Origin of the sequence: Streptomyces sp. NPDC088147 (genome assembly GCF_044741565.1) — a bacterium.
Taxonomy (GTDB): Bacteria; Actinomycetota; Actinomycetes; order Streptomycetales; family Streptomycetaceae; genus Streptomyces.
The window spans coordinates 341,161-362,226 of sequence record NZ_JBIUSY010000010.1; the positions used below are offsets into that span (position 1 = coordinate 341,161).

At 71.0% G+C, this 21,066-nt stretch carries 19 protein-coding genes; 18 read left to right on the top strand and 1 reads right to left on the bottom strand.

The annotated features are described in order from the left end of the window. The first annotated feature begins 122 nt into the window (after positions 1-122). From mltG to nusB, 10 genes are all read left to right on the top strand, one after another. Entirely contained in the window at positions 123-1,946 is a 1,824-nt protein-coding gene (gene mltG / locus ACIOGX_RS32620; RefSeq protein ID WP_401918216.1) for an endolytic transglycosylase MltG, read from the top strand. Further along, positions 1,943-2,806, top strand: coding sequence for a shikimate dehydrogenase (locus ACIOGX_RS32625; RefSeq protein WP_356513883.1), 864 nt, complete (start codon positions 1,943-1,945; stop codon positions 2,804-2,806). Before mltG ends, ACIOGX_RS32625 begins: the two co-directional genes overlap by 4 nt. Before the next feature lie 171 nt (positions 2,807-2,977). Beyond that, positions 2,978-4,162 (top strand): chorismate synthase, encoded by a 1,185-nt coding sequence (aroC, locus tag ACIOGX_RS32630; RefSeq protein ID WP_356513881.1) that lies wholly within the window; start codon positions 2,978-2,980, stop codon positions 4,160-4,162. 65 nt (positions 4,163-4,227) lie between these two features. Continuing rightward, positions 4,228-4,785: a shikimate kinase gene (locus ACIOGX_RS32635; protein ID WP_401918219.1), complete on the top strand. Its 558-nt coding sequence runs from the start codon at positions 4,228-4,230 to the stop codon at positions 4,783-4,785. Then, positions 4,782-5,876: a 3-dehydroquinate synthase gene (aroB, locus tag ACIOGX_RS32640; RefSeq protein ID WP_356513877.1), complete on the top strand. Its 1,095-nt coding sequence runs from the start codon at positions 4,782-4,784 to the stop codon at positions 5,874-5,876. Before ACIOGX_RS32635 ends, aroB begins: the two co-directional genes overlap by 4 nt. Further along, positions 5,873-6,313 (top strand): type II 3-dehydroquinate dehydratase, encoded by a 441-nt coding sequence (gene aroQ / locus ACIOGX_RS32645; protein ID WP_129772743.1) that lies wholly within the window; start codon positions 5,873-5,875, stop codon positions 6,311-6,313. Before aroB ends, aroQ begins: the two co-directional genes overlap by 4 nt. A 129-nt stretch (positions 6,314-6,442) precedes the next feature. After that, positions 6,443-7,426, top strand: coding sequence for an AAA family ATPase (locus ACIOGX_RS32650; RefSeq protein ID WP_401918221.1), 984 nt, complete (start codon positions 6,443-6,445; stop codon positions 7,424-7,426). Between the two features lie 199 nt (positions 7,427-7,625). Next, the gene (locus ACIOGX_RS32655; protein WP_129772745.1) at positions 7,626-8,741 is read left to right on the top strand and encodes an aminopeptidase P family protein; all 1,116 of its coding nucleotides are present in this window, start codon (positions 7,626-7,628) and stop codon (positions 8,739-8,741) included. Positions 8,742-8,790: 49 nt separating this feature from the next. Continuing rightward, positions 8,791-9,357: an elongation factor P gene (gene efp, locus ACIOGX_RS32660; protein WP_129772746.1), complete on the top strand. Its 567-nt coding sequence runs from the start codon at positions 8,791-8,793 to the stop codon at positions 9,355-9,357. Positions 9,358-9,359: 2 nt separating this feature from the next. Then, positions 9,360-9,788 carry a transcription antitermination factor NusB gene (gene nusB / locus ACIOGX_RS32665; RefSeq protein ID WP_030355501.1) on the top strand — a complete coding sequence of 143 codons (429 nt, stop codon included), beginning with the start codon at positions 9,360-9,362 and terminating at the stop codon, positions 9,786-9,788. Positions 9,789-10,047: 259 nt separating this feature from the next. Here nusB and bldD read toward each other — a convergent pair whose 3' ends face one another. Further along, positions 10,048-10,548, bottom strand: a complete 501-nt coding sequence (gene bldD, locus ACIOGX_RS32670) for a transcriptional regulator BldD (RefSeq protein ID WP_030355502.1) — start codon at positions 10,546-10,548, stop codon at positions 10,048-10,050. A gap of 221 nt (positions 10,549-10,769) precedes the next feature. Between bldD and pyrR the strand changes: the two genes are divergently transcribed. From pyrR to pyrF, 8 genes are all read left to right on the top strand, one after another. After that, positions 10,770-11,399: a bifunctional pyr operon transcriptional regulator/uracil phosphoribosyltransferase PyrR gene (gene pyrR, locus ACIOGX_RS32675; protein WP_356513869.1), complete on the top strand. Its 630-nt coding sequence runs from the start codon at positions 10,770-10,772 to the stop codon at positions 11,397-11,399. 82 nt (positions 11,400-11,481) lie between these two features. Further along, positions 11,482-12,498, top strand: coding sequence for an aspartate carbamoyltransferase catalytic subunit (locus ACIOGX_RS32680; protein WP_356513867.1), 1,017 nt, complete (start codon positions 11,482-11,484; stop codon positions 12,496-12,498). A gap of 2 nt (positions 12,499-12,500) precedes the next feature. Then, on the top strand, positions 12,501-13,790 hold the full coding sequence (locus tag ACIOGX_RS32685; RefSeq protein WP_129772748.1) for a dihydroorotase: 1,290 nt from the start codon (positions 12,501-12,503) through the stop codon (positions 13,788-13,790). After that, the gene (locus ACIOGX_RS32690; protein WP_401918225.1) at positions 13,787-14,365 is read left to right on the top strand and encodes a hypothetical protein; all 579 of its coding nucleotides are present in this window, start codon (positions 13,787-13,789) and stop codon (positions 14,363-14,365) included. Before ACIOGX_RS32685 ends, ACIOGX_RS32690 begins: the two co-directional genes overlap by 4 nt. Further along, positions 14,362-15,534, top strand: a complete 1,173-nt coding sequence (gene carA, locus ACIOGX_RS32695) for a glutamine-hydrolyzing carbamoyl-phosphate synthase small subunit (protein WP_356513863.1) — start codon at positions 14,362-14,364, stop codon at positions 15,532-15,534. The genes ACIOGX_RS32690 and carA overlap by 4 nt, the downstream gene beginning before the upstream one ends. Continuing rightward, positions 15,527-18,862, top strand: coding sequence for a carbamoyl-phosphate synthase large subunit (carB, locus tag ACIOGX_RS32700; RefSeq protein WP_356513861.1), 3,336 nt, complete (start codon positions 15,527-15,529; stop codon positions 18,860-18,862). The genes carA and carB overlap by 8 nt, the downstream gene beginning before the upstream one ends. A gap of 101 nt (positions 18,863-18,963) precedes the next feature. Then, entirely contained in the window at positions 18,964-20,073 is a 1,110-nt protein-coding gene (locus ACIOGX_RS32705) for a quinone-dependent dihydroorotate dehydrogenase (RefSeq protein ID WP_401918227.1), read from the top strand. Continuing rightward, positions 20,070-20,966 carry an orotidine-5'-phosphate decarboxylase gene (gene pyrF / locus ACIOGX_RS32710; RefSeq protein ID WP_401918229.1) on the top strand — a complete coding sequence of 299 codons (897 nt, stop codon included), beginning with the start codon at positions 20,070-20,072 and terminating at the stop codon, positions 20,964-20,966. The genes ACIOGX_RS32705 and pyrF overlap by 4 nt, the downstream gene beginning before the upstream one ends. Positions 20,967-21,066 lie beyond the last annotated feature (100 nt).

Consider the following 21,066-nt stretch of genomic DNA (forward strand, 5'->3'; position numbering starts at 1 on the left):
CGCGATACGGTAACGTTCCGCGCGATGCGGCAGTGTTCGAACAGCTGCCGCACAGCAAAGAGGCGAAAGGGACGCGGCGCCAGGGCGCTCCGCGATCATCGCCTCGCGGCTCTAGGGGATCGATGACTGACTATGGCCGGGGCCCCGGCTCCGAACCGTGGCACCCAGAGGACCCTTTGTACGGGGACCAGGGGTGGGCGGCACAGCAGGCCACCGACGGCAGCGCTCCCTATGCCGGGCAGCCTCAGCAGCAGTACGCGCAGCAGCCGCACCCGCAGGGGCAGGCACAGTACGGGGGCGGTCAGGACCCGTACCAGCAGCAGTACCACCCGCAGCACGGCGGGCAGCCGCACTACGAGGCGCAGCAGCCGCAGTACGACGGGCAGCAGTACCACAACCCCCAGTACGGCGACGCGCAGCAGTCCCACCAGGCCCACCTGGCGCAGCAGTACGGCGGTCATCAGCAGCATTCCCAGCAGCATGCCCAGGCGCGGCAGTCACCTCCGCAGCATCCGCAGCCGCAGTACAACGACCCGCAGTACAACGGCAGTTGGGACAACGGCCAGCAGGCCACCATGCCGTACGGCGGGCAGCCCGGAACGTCCTACGACGCACAGCAGCCCGCCGGCTACGGCGACAACCAGGATTACTACGCCACCCCCGACGCGTATCCGCCGCCGCAGCCGCCCGCTCAGCGACGCACCGAGCCGGAGCCGGCGCTCGAGCAGGACGACGGCTGGGACGACGGGCAGCAGAAGGAGACCCACCCCTTCTTCACCGGTGACGGCGACGGCGACGGCGAGGACACCGAACCGGGCGAGGGCCGCCGGGGCGGTGGCCGCGACCGGCGCGGCAAGACGAAGAAGAAGGGCCGCAACGGCGTCGCCTGCGTGGTGGTGGCCGCGGTGCTGGTCGGCGGTGTCGGCGGCGTCGGCTATGTCGGCTACCAGTACTGGCAGACGAAATTCGGCCCTCCGCCGGACTTCGCCGGTACCGGATCGGGCTCCGTGGAGGTGGAGATCCCCCAGGGTGCCGGCGGTTATGAGATCGCCGCACTTCTGGTGAAGAAGGGCGTGGTGAAGAGCCAGCGCGCCTTTGTCTCCGCCCAGCAGGCGAATCCCAAGGGAAATACGATCCAGGCGGGCGTCTACCGGCTCAGCAAGAAAATGTCCGCGGCGAACGCGGTGAAGACAATGCTCAGCCCGAGCAGCCGTAACGCGCTGGTCATTCCCGAGGGCCGGCGCAATGTCTGGGTCTACGAGCAGATCGACAAGCGGCTCGGCCTCAAGGCGGGCGAGACCGCCGCTGTCGCCAAGGCGGAGGCGAAGAACCTCGGTCTGCCGAAGTGGGCGAATGACAACAAGGACATCAAGGATCCGCTGGAGGGATTCCTCTTCCCCGCGAGCTATCCCGTCGCCAAGGGAATGAAGCCCGAGGCCGTCCTCAAGAAGATGGTCATCCGCGCCAACGCCGAATACGGCAAGCAGGATCTCAAGGGCGAGGCCGAGAAGCTCGGACTGAAATCACCGCTCCAGCTGATCGCGGTCGCGAGCCTCGTCCAGGCGGAAGGCAAGTACAAGCACGACTTCGAGAAGGTCGCGCGCGTCGTCTACAACCGCCTCCAGCCGGAGAACACGGAGACCGTCGGACGTCTCGAATTCGACTCCACGGTCAACTACATCAAGAGCCAGAGCCGCCTGGATATCGGTGCGGTCGACGATCTCCGGAAGATCAAGGACCCGTACAACACGTACGACATCAAGGGTCTTCCGCCGGGCCCGATCGGAAATCCGGGTACCGACGCCCTGAATTCGGCGATCGATCCGGCCGACGGTCCCTGGTACTACTTCGTCTCGGTGACCTCGGACAAGACGCTCTTCGCCGTCACCAATGAGGAGCACGAGGAGAACCGTCAGCAGTACGAGAAGGAAAGCAAGAAACCGTGACCCGACGCCGGCGGGCGGCGGTCCTCGGATCGCCCATCGCCCACTCCCTGTCCCCGGTGCTGCATCGCGCCGCGTACGACGCGCTGGGCCTCGACGACTGGTCGTACGACCGGTTCGAGGTCGGAGAGGTCGGGCTGCCCGGCTTCTTCGAGACGCTGCGGGACGATCCGTCCTGGGCCGGTCTCTCGCTGACCATGCCGCTCAAGCGGGCCGTCATCCCGCTGCTGGACGAGATCACCGACACCGCGGCGTCGGTGGAGGCGGTCAACACCGTCGTCTTCACCGAGGACGGCCGGCGTACCGGCGACAACACCGATATCCCCGGAATGATCGCCGCGCTGCGTGAGCGCGGCGTCGAGAAGGTGGAGTCCGCGGCGATCCTCGGCGCGGGCGCGACCGCCTCGTCCGCCGTCGCGGCGCTCGCCCTGATCTGCACGGGCCCGGTCACCGCGTACGTACGCAGTGAGACGCGCGCGGCCGAGATGCGCGGCTGGGCCGAGCGGCTCGCCGTCGACGTCCGGATCGCCGACTGGGCGGAGGCGGACCGGGCGCTGCACGCCCCTCTCGTGATCGCCACCACCCCGGCCGGTGCCACCGACGAGCTGACCGAGGCCGTCCCGGCCGGGGCCGGGACGCTCTTCGACGTGCTGTACGAGCCCTGGCCGACACCGCTCGCGGCGGCCTGGGCCGCGCGCGACGGGGCGGTCATCGGCGGGCTCGACCTGCTGGTGCACCAAGCGGTGCTCCAGGTGGAACTGATGACGGGCCGCTCGCCCGCGCCGCTCGCCGTCATGCGGGCGGCGGGAACCGCCGCGCTCGGCTCGTCCTCGTTCCCCTCCTCGTCCTCGTTCCCGTCCTGACGGCGGGCGCCCGCCGCGCGTCTTCGTCCCGGTCTTCGTCCGGGTCTTTGTCCGCGTATCGGACCGTGTCGCCGGTCCGCGTCCCGGCCGTGGGAGGATCGGACAAGGCGGGCCAGGGCCGCGCACCCGGTCGTGCCGCTGCAGTTCCGGGCGCGAGTATGAGGAGCACCGTTGAGCAGGTTGCGCTGGCTGACCGCGGGGGAGTCCCACGGCCCCGCACTCGTGGCGACGCTGGAGGGACTTCCCGCCGGTGTGCCCATCACCACGGAGATGGTGGCGGACCACCTGGCCCGGCGGCGCCTCGGCTATGGGCGCGGTGCCCGGATGAAGTTCGAGCGCGACGAGGTCACCTTCCTCGGCGGCGTACGGCACGGTCTGACCATGGGATCGCCCGTCGCGATCATGGTGGGCAATACCGAGTGGCCCAAGTGGGAACAGGTCATGGCGGCCGATCCGGTCGACCCCGACGTACTGGCGGGACTCGCCCGTAACGAGCCGCTGACCCGGCCCCGGCCCGGCCACGCCGATCTCGCCGGGATGCAGAAGTACGGCTTCGACGAGGCACGGCCGGTCCTGGAGCGGGCCAGCGCGCGGGAGACCGCCGCGCGGGTCGCGCTCGGCGCGGTGGCGCGTTCGTATCTGAAGGAGACGGCCGGGATCGAGATCGTGTCCCATGTCGTCGAGCTGGCCGCGGCCAAGGCTCCGTACGGGGTGTACCCGGTCCCGTCCGACGTGGCGAAGCTGGACGCGGATCCGGTGCGCTGTCTGGACGCGGACGCGAGCGAGGCGATGGTCGCGGAGATCGACCAGGCCCACAAGGACGGCGACACCCTCGGCGGCGTCGTCGAGGTGCTGGCGTACGGAGTGCCCGTCGGGCTCGGCTCGCACGTGCACTGGGACCGCAGGCTCGACGCACGTCTCGCCGCTGCCCTGATGGGCATTCAGGCGATCAAGGGCGTCGAGGTCGGCGACGGCTTCGGGCTGGCGCGGGTGCCCGGTTCGCAGGCGCACGACGAGATCGTGGCGACCGACGACGGCATCAGGCGCGCGTCCGGCCGCTCCGGCGGCACCGAGGGCGGGCTGACGACCGGTGAGCTGCTGCGCGTACGGGCCGCGATGAAGCCCATCGCGACCGTGCCGCGCGCGCTGGCCACCGTCGACGTGGTCACCGGCGAGGCCACGAAGGCGCACCACCAGCGCTCCGACGTGTGCGCCGTGCCGGCCGCCGGCATCGTCGCCGAGGCCATGGTCGCGCTGACGCTCGCGGACGCGGTCGCCGAGAAGTTCGGCGGCGACAGCGTGCCCGAGACCCGGCGCAACGTCCGCTCGTACCTCGACAACCTGCGGATCCGATGAGTGGGCCGGATCCGGCGGAGAAGGCGAAGAAGGCAGATCCGGTGAAGGCGAAGGGGGCGGATCGGGTGAGCGCACCGGTCATCGTGCTGGTCGGGCCGATGGGCGTCGGCAAGTCCACCGTGGGCGAACTGCTCGCCGAGCGTCTCGGCACCGGCTTCCGCGACAGCGACGCCGATATCGTCGCCACCCAGGGACGGTCGATCGCGGACATCTTCGTCGACGAGGGCGAGCCGCGCTTCCGCGAGCTGGAGCGCGAGGCGGTACGGCTGGCGGTCGCCGAGCACCGTGGCGTACTGGCCCTCGGCGGCGGCGCGGTCCTCGACGCCGCCACGCGTGAGCTGCTCACCGGGCTGCCCGTCGTCTATCTGTCGATGGAGGTCGGTGAGGCGGTGAAGCGGGTCGGCCTGAACATCGCCCGCCCGCTGCTGGCCGTCAACCCCCGCCAGCAGTGGAAGACGCTGATGGAGGCCCGCCGCCATCACTACACGGATGTGGCCCGGGTGGTGGTCCCGACCGACGACCGCACGCCCGAAGAGGTCGCCGAGGCCGTCCTCGACGCGCTGGAGCTGAAGCACCTCCCGGCAGAAGAACTCCGGACCCCCGGCAAGGAGAACCCCGCATGACGGACCAGACAGTCACCCGTATCCAGGTCGGCGGCACGGCCGGGCACGACCCGTACGAGGTGCTGGTCGGCCGGCAGCTGCTGGGGGAGCTGCCCGCGCTCGTCGGCCCCAAGGCCAAGCGGGTCGCGGTCCTGCACCCCGAGGCGCTGGAGGGCACGGGCGAGGCGCTGCGCCAGGATCTGGCGGACCAGGGGTACGAGGCCGTCGCGATCCAGGTGCCCAACGCCGAGGAGGCCAAGACCGCCGAGGTCGCCGCGTACTGCTGGAAGGCGCTCGGACAGACCGGCTTCACCCGTACCGATGTGATCATCGGTGTCGGCGGCGGCGCCACCACCGACCTGGCCGGGTTCGTCGCCGCGACCTGGCTGCGCGGGGTGCGCTGGATCGCCGTACCGACCACGGTGCTCGGCATGGTCGACGCGGCGGTGGGCGGCAAGACGGGGATCAACACCGCGGAGGGCAAGAACCTCGTCGGCGCCTTCCACCCGCCCGCCGGGGTGCTCTGCGACCTCGCCGCGCTGGACTCGCTGGGCGTCCACGACTACGTCAGCGGCATGGCCGAGATCATCAAGGCCGGCTTCATCGCGGACCCCGCCATCCTCGATCTCGTCGAGTCCGACCCCGAAGGCGCGCGCACGCCCTCCGGCCCGCACACCGCCGAGCTGATCGAGCGCTCGATCCGGGTCAAGGCCGAGGTCGTCTCCAACGACCTCAAGGAATCCGGGCTGCGCGAGATCCTGAACTACGGCCACACCCTCGCCCACGCGATCGAGAAGAACGAACGCTACAAGTGGCGGCACGGCGCGGCCGTCTCCGTCGGCATGGTCTTCGCCGCCGAACTGGGCCGGCTCGCCGGCCGGCTGGACGACGCGACCGCGGACCGGCACCGCTCCGTGCTGGAGTCCGTCGGGCTGCCGCTGACCTACCGCGGTGACCAGTGGCCCAAGCTGCTGGAGACGATGAAGGTCGACAAGAAGTCCCGCGGCGATCTGCTGCGGTTCATCGTGCTGGACGGGCTCGCCAAGCCGACCGTCCTGGAGGGCCCCGACCCGGCGGTGCTGCTCGCCGCGTACGGGGAGGTGTCGGCGTGACCCGACGGGTCCTCGTCCTCAACGGCCCCAACCTCGGCCGGCTCGGCTCGCGCGAGCCCGATGTCTACGGAGCGACCTCGTACGCGGGTCTGGTGGACGCCTGCCGTGAGCTGGGCAAGGAGCTCGGCTTCGAGGTCGACGTCCGTGAGACGAACGACGAGGGCGAGATGATCCGCTGGCTGCACGAGGCCGCGGATGGCTCAATTCCGGTCGTTCTCAACCCCGGTGCGTTCACCCACTACTCGTACGGGATGCGGGACGCGGCAGCTCAGCGCACCGCGCCGCTCATCGAGGTGCACATCTCGAATCCGTACGCACGGGAGGAATTCCGCCACACCTCGGTGGTCGCCGCCGTCGCCAGCGGTACGGTCGCGGGCTTCGGCATCGGCTCGTACCGGCTCGCCCTGCGCGCGCTCGCGGAGGAAGTGACCGGCTGACGGGGCACTGTTGGCGCACCCCGGCCGTTGCCAGTGTGGCGGCCGGGGGCGGTACCGTTCGGTAGCGCGCGGCCGACAGGGCAGGGAGCCGCCGACCAGCGTCAGTCGCACGAGACGGAGTGGCACCGGATGCAGCACTCAGCGGGGGCTCCGTTGCCGCCTTCCCAGGGACCGGGGTACGGATCCGGCGGGTGGGCGCACCAAGGAGCACAACCGGGGCCACAGCAACCTCCTGTGCCGCATCAGCCCCCAACACCCCAGCAGCCTCCGGGGCCGCACCACGCGCCCGCGCAGCACCAGGCACCGGGCCCGCACCAGCCGCCCGGCCCGCACCAGGCACCGGGCCCCCATCAGCCGCCCGGCCCGCACCAGCCTCCCAGCTCGCACCAGCCGCCCGGCCCTCGTCCGGCGCATGGACCGCACGGCGCGCCCGTACCGCCGCAGGGGCCGCCCCCGGCGCCGCCCTCCGCGGACTCCACCGGGCACATCCAGCTGCCGCCCGGCGGCCCGGTGCCCGTACCCGCCCCGCCGCCGGTCCCCGACGGCGGTACCGGCGCGGCGACCCTCGCCGTCCTGCTGATCGGCCCGGCCGGCGCGGGCAAGACGACCGTGGCCAGGCACTGGGCCATGAGCCGCCGGGTGCCCACGGCGCACATCAGCCTGGACGACGTCCGTGAATGGGTCTGCTCCGGGTTCGCGGATCCGCAGTCCGGATGGAACGACCACTCCGAGGCGCAGTACCGGCTGGCCCGCCGCACCTGCGGCTTCGCCGCGCGCAACTTCCTCGCCAACAGCATCTCCTGCATCCTGGACGACGCGGTCTTCCCCGACCGGCCGGTCGTCGGCCTCGGGGGCTGGAAGCGCCATGTCGGTCCCGGGCTGCTGCCGGTGGTGCTGCTGCCGGGTCTGGAGATCGTGCTGGAGCGGAACGCCGAGCGCAGTGGCAACCGCAGGCTGTCCGACGAGGAGGTGGCCAGCATCCACGGCCGCATGGCCGGCTGGTATGGCTCCGGACTGCCGATCATCGACAACTCCAAGTACGACGTGGAGACCACGGCCCGGGTCCTCGACGACGTCCTCGCCCGTTCCCTCACGAGCCCGCCCAGCTGGTGACGCCCGACGGACCCGACGCCCGACGGGACCTGAGGCCCGACGGCCCGACGAGCGGCTGACGGCCGACAGCGGCGCGCGGGCGTGGACGGCGGACGTGAGCCGCGCTCACGGCGTGCGTCGCGCGCCCACGGCCCGAGCGCGCCCCCCGGTCGGACGCGCTGAACCGGCCGGGTGACGCCCTCGCTCATACGCTCGGGTCATGTCAGACGTGTATGCGGCCCGCCGCGCGCGGCTGCGTGACCGGTGCTCGGCGGCGGGCGACGCCGCGGCCCTGGTCTCCCGCCCCGCCAATGTCCGCTACCTCGCGGGCGGGGCGCCCCCCGGCGCCGTCCTGCTGCTCGGCGCCGGCCCCGACGGAGACATGCTGTTCTGCCCGCGTCCCCCCGCCGACGACGACGCCGGGGGACGGCGGATCGACGAACACCTCCGGCTCACCGTCCTGCCCCACACCACCGGCGACCCCGCGATCGCCGCCGCCGGAACCCTCGGCTCGTCGGTCGCCGGGACCTTCGCCGTGGAGGAGCACCATCTGACCGTCGCCCGCCACCGCGCGATCGGCTCCGTGGCGCCACGGCTGCGGCTGACCGATCTGGGCGGCGCCGTCGAACAGCAGCGGATCGTCAAGGACGAGGAGGAGATCGCCTGCCTGCGCATCGCGGCCGAGATCGCCGACCAGGCGCTGGGCGAGCTGCTGGAGTCGATCCTCGTGGGCCGTACCGAACGCCATCTCGCGCTGGAGCTGGAGAGGCGCCTCGTCGACCACGGCGCGGACGGCCCCGCCTTCCCGACCGCCGTCGCCACCGGCCCCAACTCCGGCCGCTGCGGGCACCATCCCTCGGACCGCCGGGTCGAGGAGGGCGATTTCCTCTCCGTCAGCCTCGGTGCCGACTACCGCGGCTACCGCTGTCTGATCGGCCGCACGTTCGTCATCGGGACCTCCCCCGCCGACTGGCAGATCGAGCTGTACGAACTGGTCTTCGCGGCACAACGGGCAGGTCGGGAGGCCCTTGTGCCGAGCGCCGGTTACCGCGAGGTGGACCACGCCACCCGGCATCCGCTGGAGGTGGCGGGGCACGGCGAGGGGCTCGCACCCCGTACGGGACATGGTGTCGGACTCGAAATCGACGAGGACCCGCAGCTGGCCCCCGCGGCCATGGGTAAACTGGACGCTTGTGTGCCGGTCACCGTCGGACCGGGGGTCCACCTCCCGGGCCGGGGCGGTGTCCGGATCGATGACACGCTCGTCGTCCGCCCCGAGGCGGACGGCGGACCCGAGCTACTCACCATCACGACCAAGGAACTGCTCGCGCTCTAGTGCGCACCCTCGGTCGTCCACCAGCTTCAGTCCAGGAGATTCCGCAACCGTGGCTTCCACGAACGACCTCAAGAACGGCCTGGTGCTCAAGCTCGACGGGGGCCAGCTCTGGTCCGTCGTCGAGTTCCAGCACGTCAAGCCCGGCAAGGGCCCGGCCTTCGTGCGCACCAAGCTGAAGAACGTGCTCTCCGGCAAGGTCGTCGACAAGACCTTCAACGCCGGCGTGAAGGTCGAGACGGCCACCGTTGACCGCCGCGACATGCAGTTCTCGTACATGGACGGCGAGTACTTCGTCTTCATGGACATGCAGACCTATGACCAGCTGATGGTCGACCGCAAGGCAGTCGGCGACGCCGCCAACTACCTGATCGAGGGCTTCACGGCCAGCGTCGCCACCCACGAGGGCGAGGTGCTGTACGTCGAGCTGCCCGCCGCCGTCGAGCTGACGATCCAGCACACCGACCCCGGCGTCCAGGGCGACCGCTCCACGGGTGGCACCAAGCCCGCCACGCTGGAGACCGGTTACGAGATCGGTGTCCCGCTCTTCATCACCACCGGTGAGAAGATCAAGGTCGACACGCGCTCCGGTGAGTACCTCGGCCGGGTGAACAGCTAACCGTGGCTGCCCGGAACAAGGCCCGTAAGCGCGCCTTCCAGATTCTCTTCGAGGCCGACCAGCGCGGGGCGTCCGTGCAGACGGTCCTCGCGGACTGGATACGGCACGCCCGGACCGACGACCGCCAGCCGCCGGTGGGCGAGTACACGATGGAACTGGTCGAGGGGTACGCGGAGTACGCGGACCGCATCGACGAGCTCATCTCCACCTACTCGGTGGGCTGGACGCTCGACCGGATGCCGGTCGTCGACCGGAACATCGTGCGGCTCGGCGCGTATGAGCTGGTGTGGGTGGACGAGACCCCGGACGCGGTGGTGATCGACGAGGCGGTGCAGCTCGCCAAGGAGTTCTCCACCGACGACTCCCCGTCCTTCGTGAACGGCCTGCTCGGCCGGTTCAAGGACCTCAAGCCGAGCCTGCGCCGCGTCTGAGCACCGGCTTCCGGAACCTCCGGATCACGGCACTGGCCGACGTACCGCGAGTCGGCGCACCGAGAGCAGGCGTACCGAGCGGCGGCGTACCGCGAAAGCGCCGGGCGGGCTGTCCCAGCCCTGTCCGGCGCTTTGTCGCTTCCCGAGGGTTCGCGGGCCGCTGGTCGCGGGGCGCTGAACGCACCGGAGGGTGGGCCCGTACGGCATACGGGACCCACCCTCCGGAGGTGACGTTTCTGCTGGTCGGCGGCGGGCCGGCTCAGCCCTCCTCGTGGGCGACCGCACGGCGCGCGTCGGCGTCCAGAACGCCCCAGCTGATCAGCTGCTCGGTCAGGACCGAGGGCGACTGGTCGTAGATCACGGCGAGCGTGCGCAGGTCGTCCTGGCGGATCGACAGCACCTTGCCGTTGTAGTCGCCGCGCTGGCTCTGGATCGTCGCCGCGTAACGCTGGAGGGGGCCCGCCTTCTCCTGCGGCACATGGGCCAGCCGCTCCAGGTCGAGGACGAGCTTCGGCGGCGGCTCGGCGGCTCCGCCGGGGGTCGTGCCGGGAAGAAGCTCCTGCACGGGGACCCCGTAGAAATCCGCCAGCTCGGCGAGGCGCTGCACCGTCACGGCACGGTCGCCACGCTCGTACGAACCGACCACCACTGCCTTCCAGCGGCCCTGGGACTTCTCCTCCACGCCATGGAGCGAGAGGCCCTGCTGGGTGCGGATGGCGCGGAGTTTGGCCCCGAGCTGCTTTGCGTATTCGCTGGACATATAGCTCCCCGGACGAAGTCTGGTAACTCACTGTGAGGTTACGCAGCGTTACTTGGATGCGTCAAGCCGAAGGAGTCACGCCAAGGTCCGCGGTGGGCTTCCCGCCGTGCCACGACAGGGGTGCGACCACGTACTCCGATGGCCTCCTGCTAGCCTGGGTGGCGTAATTTCGACGTCCTTTAAGATCCGTCCCGTGAGGCGGAGAAGGAGGTCCGTTTCATATGGACACCAGCAACACCAGTGACACCGGCCCGACCGTCCACAGCGGCGAGGCCGACCGGGCAGAAGGCGCAGGCGAGGCGGCACGCCCCGTCCTGGAGGCCCCCGACATCGCACGGGCCCTGACCCGTATCGCGCACGAGATCGTCGAACGCGCCAAGGGCGCCGACGACGTGGTGCTGCTCGGCATTCCGACCCGCGGAGTCTTCCTGGCCCGCCGGCTGGCCGGAAAGCTCGCGGAGATCACCGGCCGCTCGATCCCCGTCGGCTCCCTCGACATCACCATGTACCGCGACGATCTGCGCCTGCGGCCCGCCCGCGCGCTGGCCCGTACCGACATCCCCGGCGACGGCGTCGACGGACGGCTGGTCGTCCTCGTCGACGACGTGCTCTTCTCCGGCCGTACGATCCGCGCCGCCCTCGACGCGCTCGGCGACATCGGGCGGCCTCGCGCCGTCCAGCTCGCCGTACTCGTCGACCGGGGCCATCGCGAGCTGCCGATCCGCGCCGACTACGTCGGCAAGAACCTGCCCACCTCGCTGCGCGAGACGGTCAAGGTCCAGCTCGCGGAGGAAGACGGCCGGGACACCGTGCTGCTCGGCCTCAAGCAGTCCGCGTCCGGCGACCGCTAGCACGCCTCCGTACGCCACCCATCCCGTACGGATGCCTTCGCGCGCCCGCACGCCCGCACACCCACACAACGGAGCACTCCAGATGCTGCGCCTCCCGGGGGCCGGCCCCCGCACACCCGGCCATCTCATCTCCGCCGCCGACCTCAGCCGCGACGAGGCCGTCCTGATTCTCGACACCGCGGAGGAGATGGCGCGGGTCGCCGACCGGCCCATCAAGAAGCTGCCGACCCTGCGCGGCCGCACTGTGGTGAACCTCTTCTTCGAGGACTCGACCCGTACCCGGATCTCCTTCGAGGCCGCCGCCAAGCGCCTGTCGGCCGATGTCATCAACTTCTCCGCCAAGGGCTCGTCCGTCTCCAAGGGCGAGTCGCTCAAGGACACCGCGCTGACCCTGGAGGCGATGGGCGCCGACGCCGTCGTCATCCGGCACGGCGCCTCGGGCGCCCCGTACCGGCTCGCCACCTCCGGGTGGATCGACGGCGTCGTCGTCAACGCCGGCGACGGTACGCACGAACACCCCACGCAGGCGCTGCTCGACGCCTTCACCCTGCGCCGCCGGCTCGTCGGCGCGGACGCGGGCATCGGGCGGGATCTCGACGGGCGGCGCGTCACCATCGTCGGCGATGTGCTGCACAGCAGGGTCGCGCGCTCCAATGTCCTGCTGCTGCACACGCTCGGCGCCCAGGTCACCGTGGTCGCCCCGCCCACGCTCGTACCGATCGGGGTCGAGCGGTGGCCGTGCGAGGTCTCGTACGACCTGGACCGGGTGCTGCCCCAGTCCGACGCCGTGATGATGCTGCGGGTGCAGCGCGAGCGGATGAACGCCGCCTTCTTCCCGACCGAGCGGGAGTACTCCCGCCGCTACGGGCTGGACGGCGAGCGCATGGGCCGCATGCCCGGGAAGTCGATCGTGATGCACCCGGGGCCGATGAACCGCGGCATGGAGATCACCGCCGAGGTCGCCGACTCCGACCGCTGTACCGCCGTCGAGCAGGTCGCCAACGGTGTCTCGATCCGGATGGCCGTGCTCTATCTGCTGCTGGGCGGCAACGAGCCCGCCGTCACCCATTCCCGCCTGAACGCCGAGGAGAACAAGTAACCATGAGCAAGATTCTGATCCGGGGCGCGCGGGTACTCGGCGGCGAGGCACAGGACGTACTGATCGACGGCGAGACCATCGCCCAGGTGGGCACCGGGCTGCCGGCGGACGGCGCGACGACCGTCGTCGAGGCCGGGGGCCGGATCCTGCTGCCGGGGCTGGTCGATCTGCACACCCATCTGCGCGAGCCCGGCCGCGAGGACTCCGAGACCGTGCTGACCGGCACGAAGGCCGCGGCCGTGGGCGGATTCACCGCCGTCCACGCCATGGCGAACACCTTCCCCGTGGCCGACACCGCCGGAGTGGTCGAGCAGGTCTGGCGGCTCGGCAGGGAGTCGGGCTACTGCGACGTCCAGCCCGTCGGCGCCGTCACCGTCGGCCTGGCGGGCAAGCACCTGGCCGAGCTGGGCGCGATGCACGACTCGGCCGCCACCGTCCGGGTCTTCTCCGACGACGGCAAGTGCGTGGACGACGCGGTGATCATGCGCCGCGCGCTGGAGTACGTGAAGGCCTTCGACGGGGTGATCGCCCAGCACGCCCAGGAACCGCGGCTGACCGAGGGCGCGCAGATGAACGAGGGCATCGTCTCGGCCGAGCTCGGACTCGGCGGCTGGCCCGCCGTGGCCGAGGAGTCGATCATCGCCCGCGATGTGCTCCTCGCCGCCCATGTCGGCTCGCGCGTGCACATCTGCCATCTCTCCACCGCCGGCTCGGTGGAGCTGATCCGCTGGGCGAAGTCCAAGGGCTGGAACGTCACCGCCGAGGTCACCCCGCACCATCTGCTGCTCACCGACGAACTCGTACGGTCCTACAACCCCGTCTACAAGGTGAACCCGCCGCTGCGCACCGAGGCCGATGTGATGGCCCTGCGCGAGGCGCTCGCGGACGGCACGATCGACTGCGTCGCCACCGACCACGCCCCGCACCCGCACGAGGACAAGGACTGCGAGTGGGCCGCCGCGGCCATGGGCATGGTGGGGCTGGAGACGGCACTGTCGGTGGTCCAGGAGACGATGGTCGAGACCGGACTGCTCGACTGGGCCGGGGTCGCCGACCGCATGTCGTTCCGGCCGGCCCGTATCGGCAGGCTCGACGGCCACGGCCGTCCCGTCTCGCCGGGTGAGCCCGCCAACCTCACGCTGGTGGATCCGGCATACCGTGGTGCCGTGGACCCCGCGGGGTTCGCCTCCCGCAGCCGTAACACCCCCTACGAGGGGCGTGAGCTGCCGGGGCGGGTGACCCACACCTTCCTGCGGGGCCGTGCCACGGTCGTCGACGGGAATCTGGCGTGACTACTGCGAACCTTCTGCTTCCACTGGCCGCCGAACAGAAATCGGCGGAGGTGACCGACTGGGCCGCCCGGATCGGCTGGGTCCTCGGCCTGCTGCTCTTCATCGCCTTCGTGTACTGGCTGATGCGCCAGGGCTGGAAATGGCGCGGCAGCCTCCAGTCGGATCTGCCGGAGCTGCCCGGCGCGCCCGAAGCGCCCGGTGAGGCCAAGCTGAGCATGAGCGGCCGTTACCACGGCTCCACGACCGCCGGGCAGTGGCTCGACCGGATCGTGGCCCATGGCCTCGGCGCCCGCAGCCGCGTCGAGCTGACGCTCACGGACGCGGGACTGGATGTCGTACGCCCCGGCGCGAACGACTTCTTCGTCCCCGCCGCCCAGCTGCGCGAGGCCCGGCTCGACAAGGGCATCGCCGGCAAGGTGCTGGCCGAGGGCGGGCTGCTGATCGTCACCTGGCAGCACGGCGACAAGCTGATCGACTCCGGCTTCCGCTCCGACCACTCCGCCGAGCACCCCGCATGGGTCGAGGCCATCAACCTCACCAACCAGTTCACGACGACGGAAGGCCCCGCACGATGACCACCTCCACCCCGGGAACCGCCCGCGACAAGGCGACTCCCGCCGTACTCGTCCTGGAGGACGGCCGCAGCTTCCGCGGCCGTGCCTACGGGGCCGTGGGGGAGACCTTCGGCGAGGCGGTGTTCTCCACCGGCATGACCGGCTACCAGGAGACCCTGACCGACCCGTCGTACCACCGCCAGGTCGTCGTGATGACCGCGCCGCACATCGGCAACACCGGCGTCAACGACGAGGACGCCGAATCGCGGCGGATCTGGGTCTCCGGCTATGTCGTACGCGACCCCGCGCGCACCCCCTCCAACTGGCGCTCCCGGCGCTCCCTCGACGACGAACTGGTCGCCCAGGGCGTCGTCGGCATCAGCGGGATCGACACCCGCGCGCTCACCCGCCATCTGCGCGAGCGCGGCGCGATGCGCGTCGGCATCTTCTCCGGAGCCTCCCTGGCCGACGAGGCGACGCTGCTCGCCCGTGTCCAGCGGGCCCCCGAGATGACCGGCGCCGACCTGTCCGCCGAGGTCGCCACCGAGCGGACGTACGTCGTCCCCGCGCTCGGCCCCGACGGCGAGGAACTCCCGCTGGGCACGGCGCGCTTCACCGTCGCCGCGCTCGACCTGGGCATCAAGGGCATGACCCCGCGCCGGATGGCCGAGCGCGGCATAGAGGTGCACGTCCTGCCCGCCACCGCCACCCTCGACGAGGTGTACGCGACCCGGCCCGACGGAGTGTTCCTCTCCAACGGCCCCGGCGACCCGGCCACCGCCGATCTCACCGTCGTCAAGGGCGTGCTGGAGCGCGGCACCCCGCTCTTCGGCATCTGCTTCGGCAACCAGCTGCTCGGCCGCGCGCTCGGGTTCGGCACGTACAAGCTGAAGTACGGCCACCGGGGGATCAACCAGCCCGTGCAGGACCGTACGACCGGCAAGGTCGAGGTCACCGCCCACAACCACGGATTCGCCGTCGACGCACCGCTCGACCGGGTCTCCGACACCCCCTACGGCCGCGCCGAGGTTTCCCACGTCTGTCTCAACGACCACGTGGTCGAGGGGCTCAGGCTGCTCGACCGGCCCGTCTTCAGCGTCCAGTACCACCCCGAGGCGGCGGCGGGCCCGCACGACGCCGCGTACCTGTTCGACCGCTTCACACAGCTCATGGAGGGCCAGCGTGCCTAAGCGCACCGATATCCAGTCCGTCCTGGTCATCGGTTCAGGACCGATCGTCATCGGCCAGGCCGCTGAGTTCGACTACTCCGGTACCCAGGCGTGCCGCGTCCTCAAATCCGAGGGACTGCGGGTCATCCTGGTCAACTCCAACCCCGCCACGATCATGACGGACCCGGAGATCGCCGACGCCACCTACGTCGAGCCGATCACCCCCGACTTCGTCGAGAAGATCATCGCCAAGGAGCGCCCCGACGCGCTGCTGCCCACCCTCGGCGGGCAGACCGCGCTCAACACCGCGATCTCGCTCCATGACGCGGGCACGCTCGACAAGTACGGCGTCGAGCTGATCGGCGCCAACGTCGAGGCCATCAACAAGGGCGAGGACCGCGACCTCTTCAAGGACGTCGTCAAGGCCGTCCACACCAAGATCGGCCACGGCGAGTCCGCGCGCTCGGTCATCTGCCACTCCATGGACGACGTGCTCAAGGGCGTCGACGAACTGGGCGGCTACCCCGTTGTCGTACGCCCCTCCTTCACCATGGGCGGCGCCGGCTCCGGCTTCGCGCACACCGAGGAGGACCTGCGCCGGATCGCCGGACAGGGCCTGATGCTCTCCCCGACCACCGAGGTGCTCCTGGAGGAGTCCATCCTCGGCTGGAAGGAGTACGAGCTGGAGCTGATGCGCGACAAGCACGACAACGTCGTGGTCGTCTGCTCCATCGAGAACTTCGACCCGATGGGCGTGCACACCGGCGACTCGATCACCGTCGCGCCCGCGATGACGCTCACCGACCGCGAGTACCAGATCCTGCGGGACATCGGCATCGCCGTGATCCGCGAGGTCGGCGTCGACACCGGCGGCTGCAACATCCAGTTCGCGATCAACCCCGACGACGGCCGGGTCATCGTCATCGAGATGAACCCGCGCGTCTCCCGCTCCTCCGCGCTCGCCTCCAAGGCCACCGGCTTCCCGATCGCGAAGATCGCCGCCCGGCTCGCCGTCGGCTACACGCTGGACGAGATCCCCAACGACATCACCGAGAAGACCCCGGCGTCCTTCGAGCCCACGCTCGACTATGTCGTCGTGAAGGTGCCGCGCTTCGCCTTCGAGAAGTTCCCGGCGGCGGACGCCAGCCTCACCACCACCATGAAGTCGGTCGGCGAGGCCATGGCCATCGGCCGTAACTTCACCGAGGCGCTCCAGAAGGCGCTGCGCTCGCTGGAGAAGGCGGGCAGCCAGTTCGACTTCACCGGCGAGGCGGGCGGCCCCGCCGAGAAGGACGCCCTGCTGGAGACCGCCAAGGTCCCCACCGACGGCCGGATCAACACCGTCATGCACGCCATCCGGGCCGGTGCCACCCCCGAGGAGGTCTTCGACGCCACGAAGATCGACCCGTGGTTCGTCGACCAGCTGTTCCTGATCAAGGAGTACGCGGACGAGCTGGCCTCGGCGCCCAAGCTCGACCCCGAGCTGCTCGCCGAGGCGAAGCGGCACGGCTTCTCCGACGCCCAGATCGCCGGGATCCGCGGACTGCGCGAGGACGTGGTCCGCGAGGTCAGGCACGCGCTCGGCATCCGCCCGGTCTACAAGACGGTCGACACCTGCGCCGCCGAGTTCGCCGCGAAGACCCCGTACTTCTACTCCTCCTACGACGAGGAGAGCGAGGTCGCGCCGCGCGAGAAGCCCGCCGTGATCATCCTCGGCTCCGGCCCCAACCGGATCGGCCAGGGCATCGAGTTCGACTACTCCTGTGTCCACGCCTCCTTCGCGCTCAGCACGGCGCCGACTCCTGTGGGGGGCTACGAGACCGTGATGGTCAACTGCAACCCGGAGACCGTCTCCACCGACTACGACACCTCCGACCGGCTCTACTTCGAGCCGCTCACCCTGGAGGATGTCCTGGAGATCGTGCACGCGGAGACGCTGGCCGGGCCCCTCGCGGGCGTCATCGTCCAGCTCGGCGGGCAGACCCCGCTCGGCCTCGCCCAGGCGCTCAAGGACAACGGCGTACCGGTCGTCGGCACGCCCCCCGAGGCGATCCACGCCGCCGAGGACCGCGGCGCCTTCGGCCGGGTACTCGCCGAGGCCGGGCTGCCCGCGCCCAAGCACGGCACCGCCACCACCTTCGCCGAGGCCAAGGCCATCGCCGACGAGATCGGCTACCCCGTGCTGGTCCGCCCCTCGTACGTGCTCGGCGGACGCGGCATGGAGATCGTGTACGACGAGATCAGGCTCTCCTCGTACATCGCCGAATCCACCGAGATCAGTCCCACCCGGCCCGTCCTGGTGGACCGGTTCCTCGACGACGCCATCGAGATCGACGTGGACGCGCTCTACGACGGCACCGAGCTGTACCTCGGCGGCGTCATGGAGCACATCGAGGAGGCGGGGATCCACTCCGGCGACTCGGCGTGCGCGCTGCCCCCCATCACGCTGGGCGGCTTCGACATCAAGCGGCTGCGCGCCTCGACCGAGGCCATCGCCAAGGGCGTCGGCGTCCGCGGGCTGATCAACATCCAGTTCGCGATGGCCGGCGACATCCTGTACGTGCTGGAGGCCAACCCGCGCGCCTCCCGCACGGTCCCCTTCACCTCCAAGGCTACGGCCGTACCGCTCGCCAAGGCGGCGGCCCGTATCTCGCTCGGCGCCACCGTCGCCGAGCTGCGCGCCGAGGGGCTGCTGCCGGCCCAGGGCGACGGCGGCACGCTGCCGCTCGACGCGCCGATCTCCGTCAAGGAGGCCGTGATGCCGTGGTCGCGCTTCCGCGACATCCACGGACGCGGGGTGGACACCGTCCTCGGCCCGGAGATGCGGTCGACCGGTGAGGTGATGGGCATCGACTCCGCCTTCGGCACGGCGTACGCCAAGTCGCAGGCCGGCGCGTACGGCCCGCTGCCCACCAAGGGCCGCGCCTTCATCTCCGTCGCCAACCGCGACAAGCGCTCGATGATCTTCCCGGCCCGTGAGCTGGTCGCCCACGGCTTCGAACTGCTCGCCACCTCGGGCACCGCTGAGGTGCTCAAGCGCAACGGCATCAACGCCACCGTCGTACGCAAGCAGAGCGAGGGCGAGGGCCCGGACGGCGAGAAGACCATCGTCCGGATGATCCACGACGGAGGTGTCGACCTGATCGTCAACACCCCGTACGGCACCGGCGGCCGGCTCGACGGCTACGACATCCGCACGGCGGCCGTGGCGCGCGGCGTTCCCTGCCTGACGACGGTCCAGGCGCTGGCCGCCGCCGTCCAGGGCATCGACGCCCTCAAACACGGCGAGGTCGGCGTCCGTTCCCTCCAGGAACACGCCCGGCACCTGATCGCGGCACGCGAAAGCTAGCCGGTCCGAAGACGGGGGACACCGAAACCGGTGTCCCCCTCTTCATGAGGTCATGCGGCCTCTTCATGGACACGCCACTCCGTTCGAGGACACATCACTCCATGTACAAGATCTTCTTCAGGCTGGTCTTCCGCCGGATGGACCCGGAGCGGGCCCACCACCTGGCGTTCCGCTGGATCCGGCTCGCCGCCCGTATCCCCGTCCTGCGTACGTTCGTCGCCGCCGCCCTGGCCCCGCGCCACCGGGAACTGCGCACCGAGGCGTTCGGGCTGCGGATGCACGGCCCCTTCGGGCTCGCGGCGGGCTTCGACAAGAACGCCGTGGCCATCGACGGCATGGCGATGCTCGGCTTCGACCACATCGAGATCGGCACGGTCACCGGCGAGCCACAGCCGGGCAACCCGCGGACGCGGCTCTTCCGGCTCGTCGCCGACCGCGCGCTCATCAACCGGATGGGCTTCAACAACGAGGGTTCGGCCGCCGTGGCGGCCCGGCTGGCGGCCCGCAGGCCCGTCTTCAGGACCACCGTCGGCGTCAACATCGGCAAGACCAAGGTCGTCCCGGAGAGTGAGGCGACCGGCGACTACGTGCTCTCGACGGAGCGGCTGGCCGGGCACGCCGACTATCTCGTGGTCAACGTCAGCTCGCCCAACACCCCGGGACTGCGCAGCCTCCAGGCCGTCGACCAGCTGCGCCCGCTGCTCACCGCCGTACGCGAGGCCGCCGACCGCACCGTCACCCACCGCCGCGTACCTCTTCTGGTCAAGATCGCGCCCGATCTCGCCGACGAGGACATCGACGCGGTCGCCGACCTGGCCGTGGAACTGGGCCTGGACGGCATCATCGCCACCAACACCACCATCGCGCGCGAGGGGCTCGGGCTGCGCTCGGACCCGGCGCGGGTCGCGGAGAAGGGCGGACTGTCCGGCGCTCCGCTGAAGGCACGCTCACTGGAGGTGCTGCGCCGGCTGTACGCGCGCGTGGGCGACCGGATCACACTCGTCGGGGTCGGCGGCATCGAGAACGCCGAGGACGCCTGGCAGCGCATCCTCGCGGGCGCCACGCTCGTCCAGGGCTACAGCGCCTTCATCTACGAGGGCCCGTTCTGGAGCCGCGCGATCCACAAGGGGCTCGCCGCCAGGCTGGCGGTCAGCCCGTACGCCACGCTCGCCGAGGCCGTCGGCGCCGACACCCGGAAGGTGACCGCATGACCCGCAGCGCTTCCACCCCGACCACGCCGACCACGCCGGACGCCTCGACCGCCTCGGTCCCGGGGGAGCCCTTCGGGGCCCGGCTGCGGCGCGCCATGGACACGCGCGGACCGCTCTGCGTCGGCATCGACCCGCACGGCTCGCTGCTCACGGACTGGGGCCTGGCCGACGACATCGCGGGCCTGGAGCGCTTCGCCCGTACGACGGTGGAGGCACTGGCGGGCCGGGTGGCCGTGCTCAAGCCCCAGTCGGCGTTCTTCGAGCGCTTCGGGTCGCGCGGGACCGCCGTCCTGGAGAAGACCGTCGAGGAGGCGCGGGCGGCCGGGGCGCTGGTCCTGATGGACGCCAAGCGGGGTGACATCGGCTCGACCATGGGCGCGTACGCGGCGACCTATCTGGACAAGGACTCGCCGCTCTTCTCGGACGCCGTGACGGTCTCCCCGTACCTCGGCTTCGGATCGCTGCGTCCGGCGCTGGACGCGGCGGCGTCCAGCGGCTCGGGCGTCTTCGTACTCGCCCTGACCTCCAACCCCGAGGGCGCGGAGGTGCAGCGCGCCACCGCCGCCGACGGCCGGCCGGTCGCGCAGCTGATGCTGGACCACATGGCCGCGGAGAACGCGGGCGCGACCCCGCTCGGCTCGGTCGGCGCGGTCGTCGGCGCCACCCTGGGGGACGCGGGGGTCGACCTCGCGATCAACGGGCCGCTGCTCGCGCCCGGAATCGGCGCGCAGGGCGCGACCCCGGCCGATCTGCCCCGCGTGTTCGGCGCGGCCGTCGGCAATGTGGTCCCGAGCGTCAGCCGGGGCGTACTGCGGCACGGTCCGGACCTCGGCGCGCTGAGGGAGGCGGCGGAGCGTTTCACCGATGAGGTGAGGGCGGCGGTCGGCGCGTAGGGCGTGCCGGGGAGACGGCTCGGGGCGTACGCCGGGGGCGTGCCGGGAGGCTTTCGAGGGTGACTCTGAACACCAGGGGAACACCGATGGGACGCGGACG

What these genes read in the sequence shown, in the direction of transcription:
- mltG (WP_401918216.1), top strand. Translation starts at nt 123, where the DNA reads ATGACTGACTATGGCCGGGGCCCCGGCTCCGAACCGTGGCACCCAGAG.
- aroB (WP_356513877.1), top strand. Translation starts at nt 4,782, where the DNA reads ATGACGGACCAGACAGTCACCCGTATCCAGGTCGGCGGCACGGCCGGG.
- ACIOGX_RS32650 (WP_401918221.1), top strand. Translation starts at nt 6,443, where the DNA reads ATGCAGCACTCAGCGGGGGCTCCGTTGCCGCCTTCCCAGGGACCGGGG.
- ACIOGX_RS32655 (WP_129772745.1), top strand. Translation starts at nt 7,626, where the DNA reads ATGTCAGACGTGTATGCGGCCCGCCGCGCGCGGCTGCGTGACCGGTGC.
- bldD (WP_030355502.1), bottom strand. Translation starts at nt 10,548, where the DNA reads ATGTCCAGCGAATACGCAAAGCAGCTCGGGGCCAAACTCCGCGCCATC.
- pyrR (WP_356513869.1), top strand. Translation starts at nt 10,770, where the DNA reads ATGGACACCAGCAACACCAGTGACACCGGCCCGACCGTCCACAGCGGC.
- ACIOGX_RS32680 (WP_356513867.1), top strand. Translation starts at nt 11,482, where the DNA reads ATGCTGCGCCTCCCGGGGGCCGGCCCCCGCACACCCGGCCATCTCATC.
- ACIOGX_RS32685 (WP_129772748.1), top strand. Translation starts at nt 12,501, where the DNA reads ATGAGCAAGATTCTGATCCGGGGCGCGCGGGTACTCGGCGGCGAGGCA.
- carA (WP_356513863.1), top strand. Translation starts at nt 14,362, where the DNA reads ATGACCACCTCCACCCCGGGAACCGCCCGCGACAAGGCGACTCCCGCC.
- ACIOGX_RS32705 (WP_401918227.1), top strand. Translation starts at nt 18,964, where the DNA reads ATGTACAAGATCTTCTTCAGGCTGGTCTTCCGCCGGATGGACCCGGAG.
- pyrF (WP_401918229.1), top strand. Translation starts at nt 20,070, where the DNA reads ATGACCCGCAGCGCTTCCACCCCGACCACGCCGACCACGCCGGACGCC.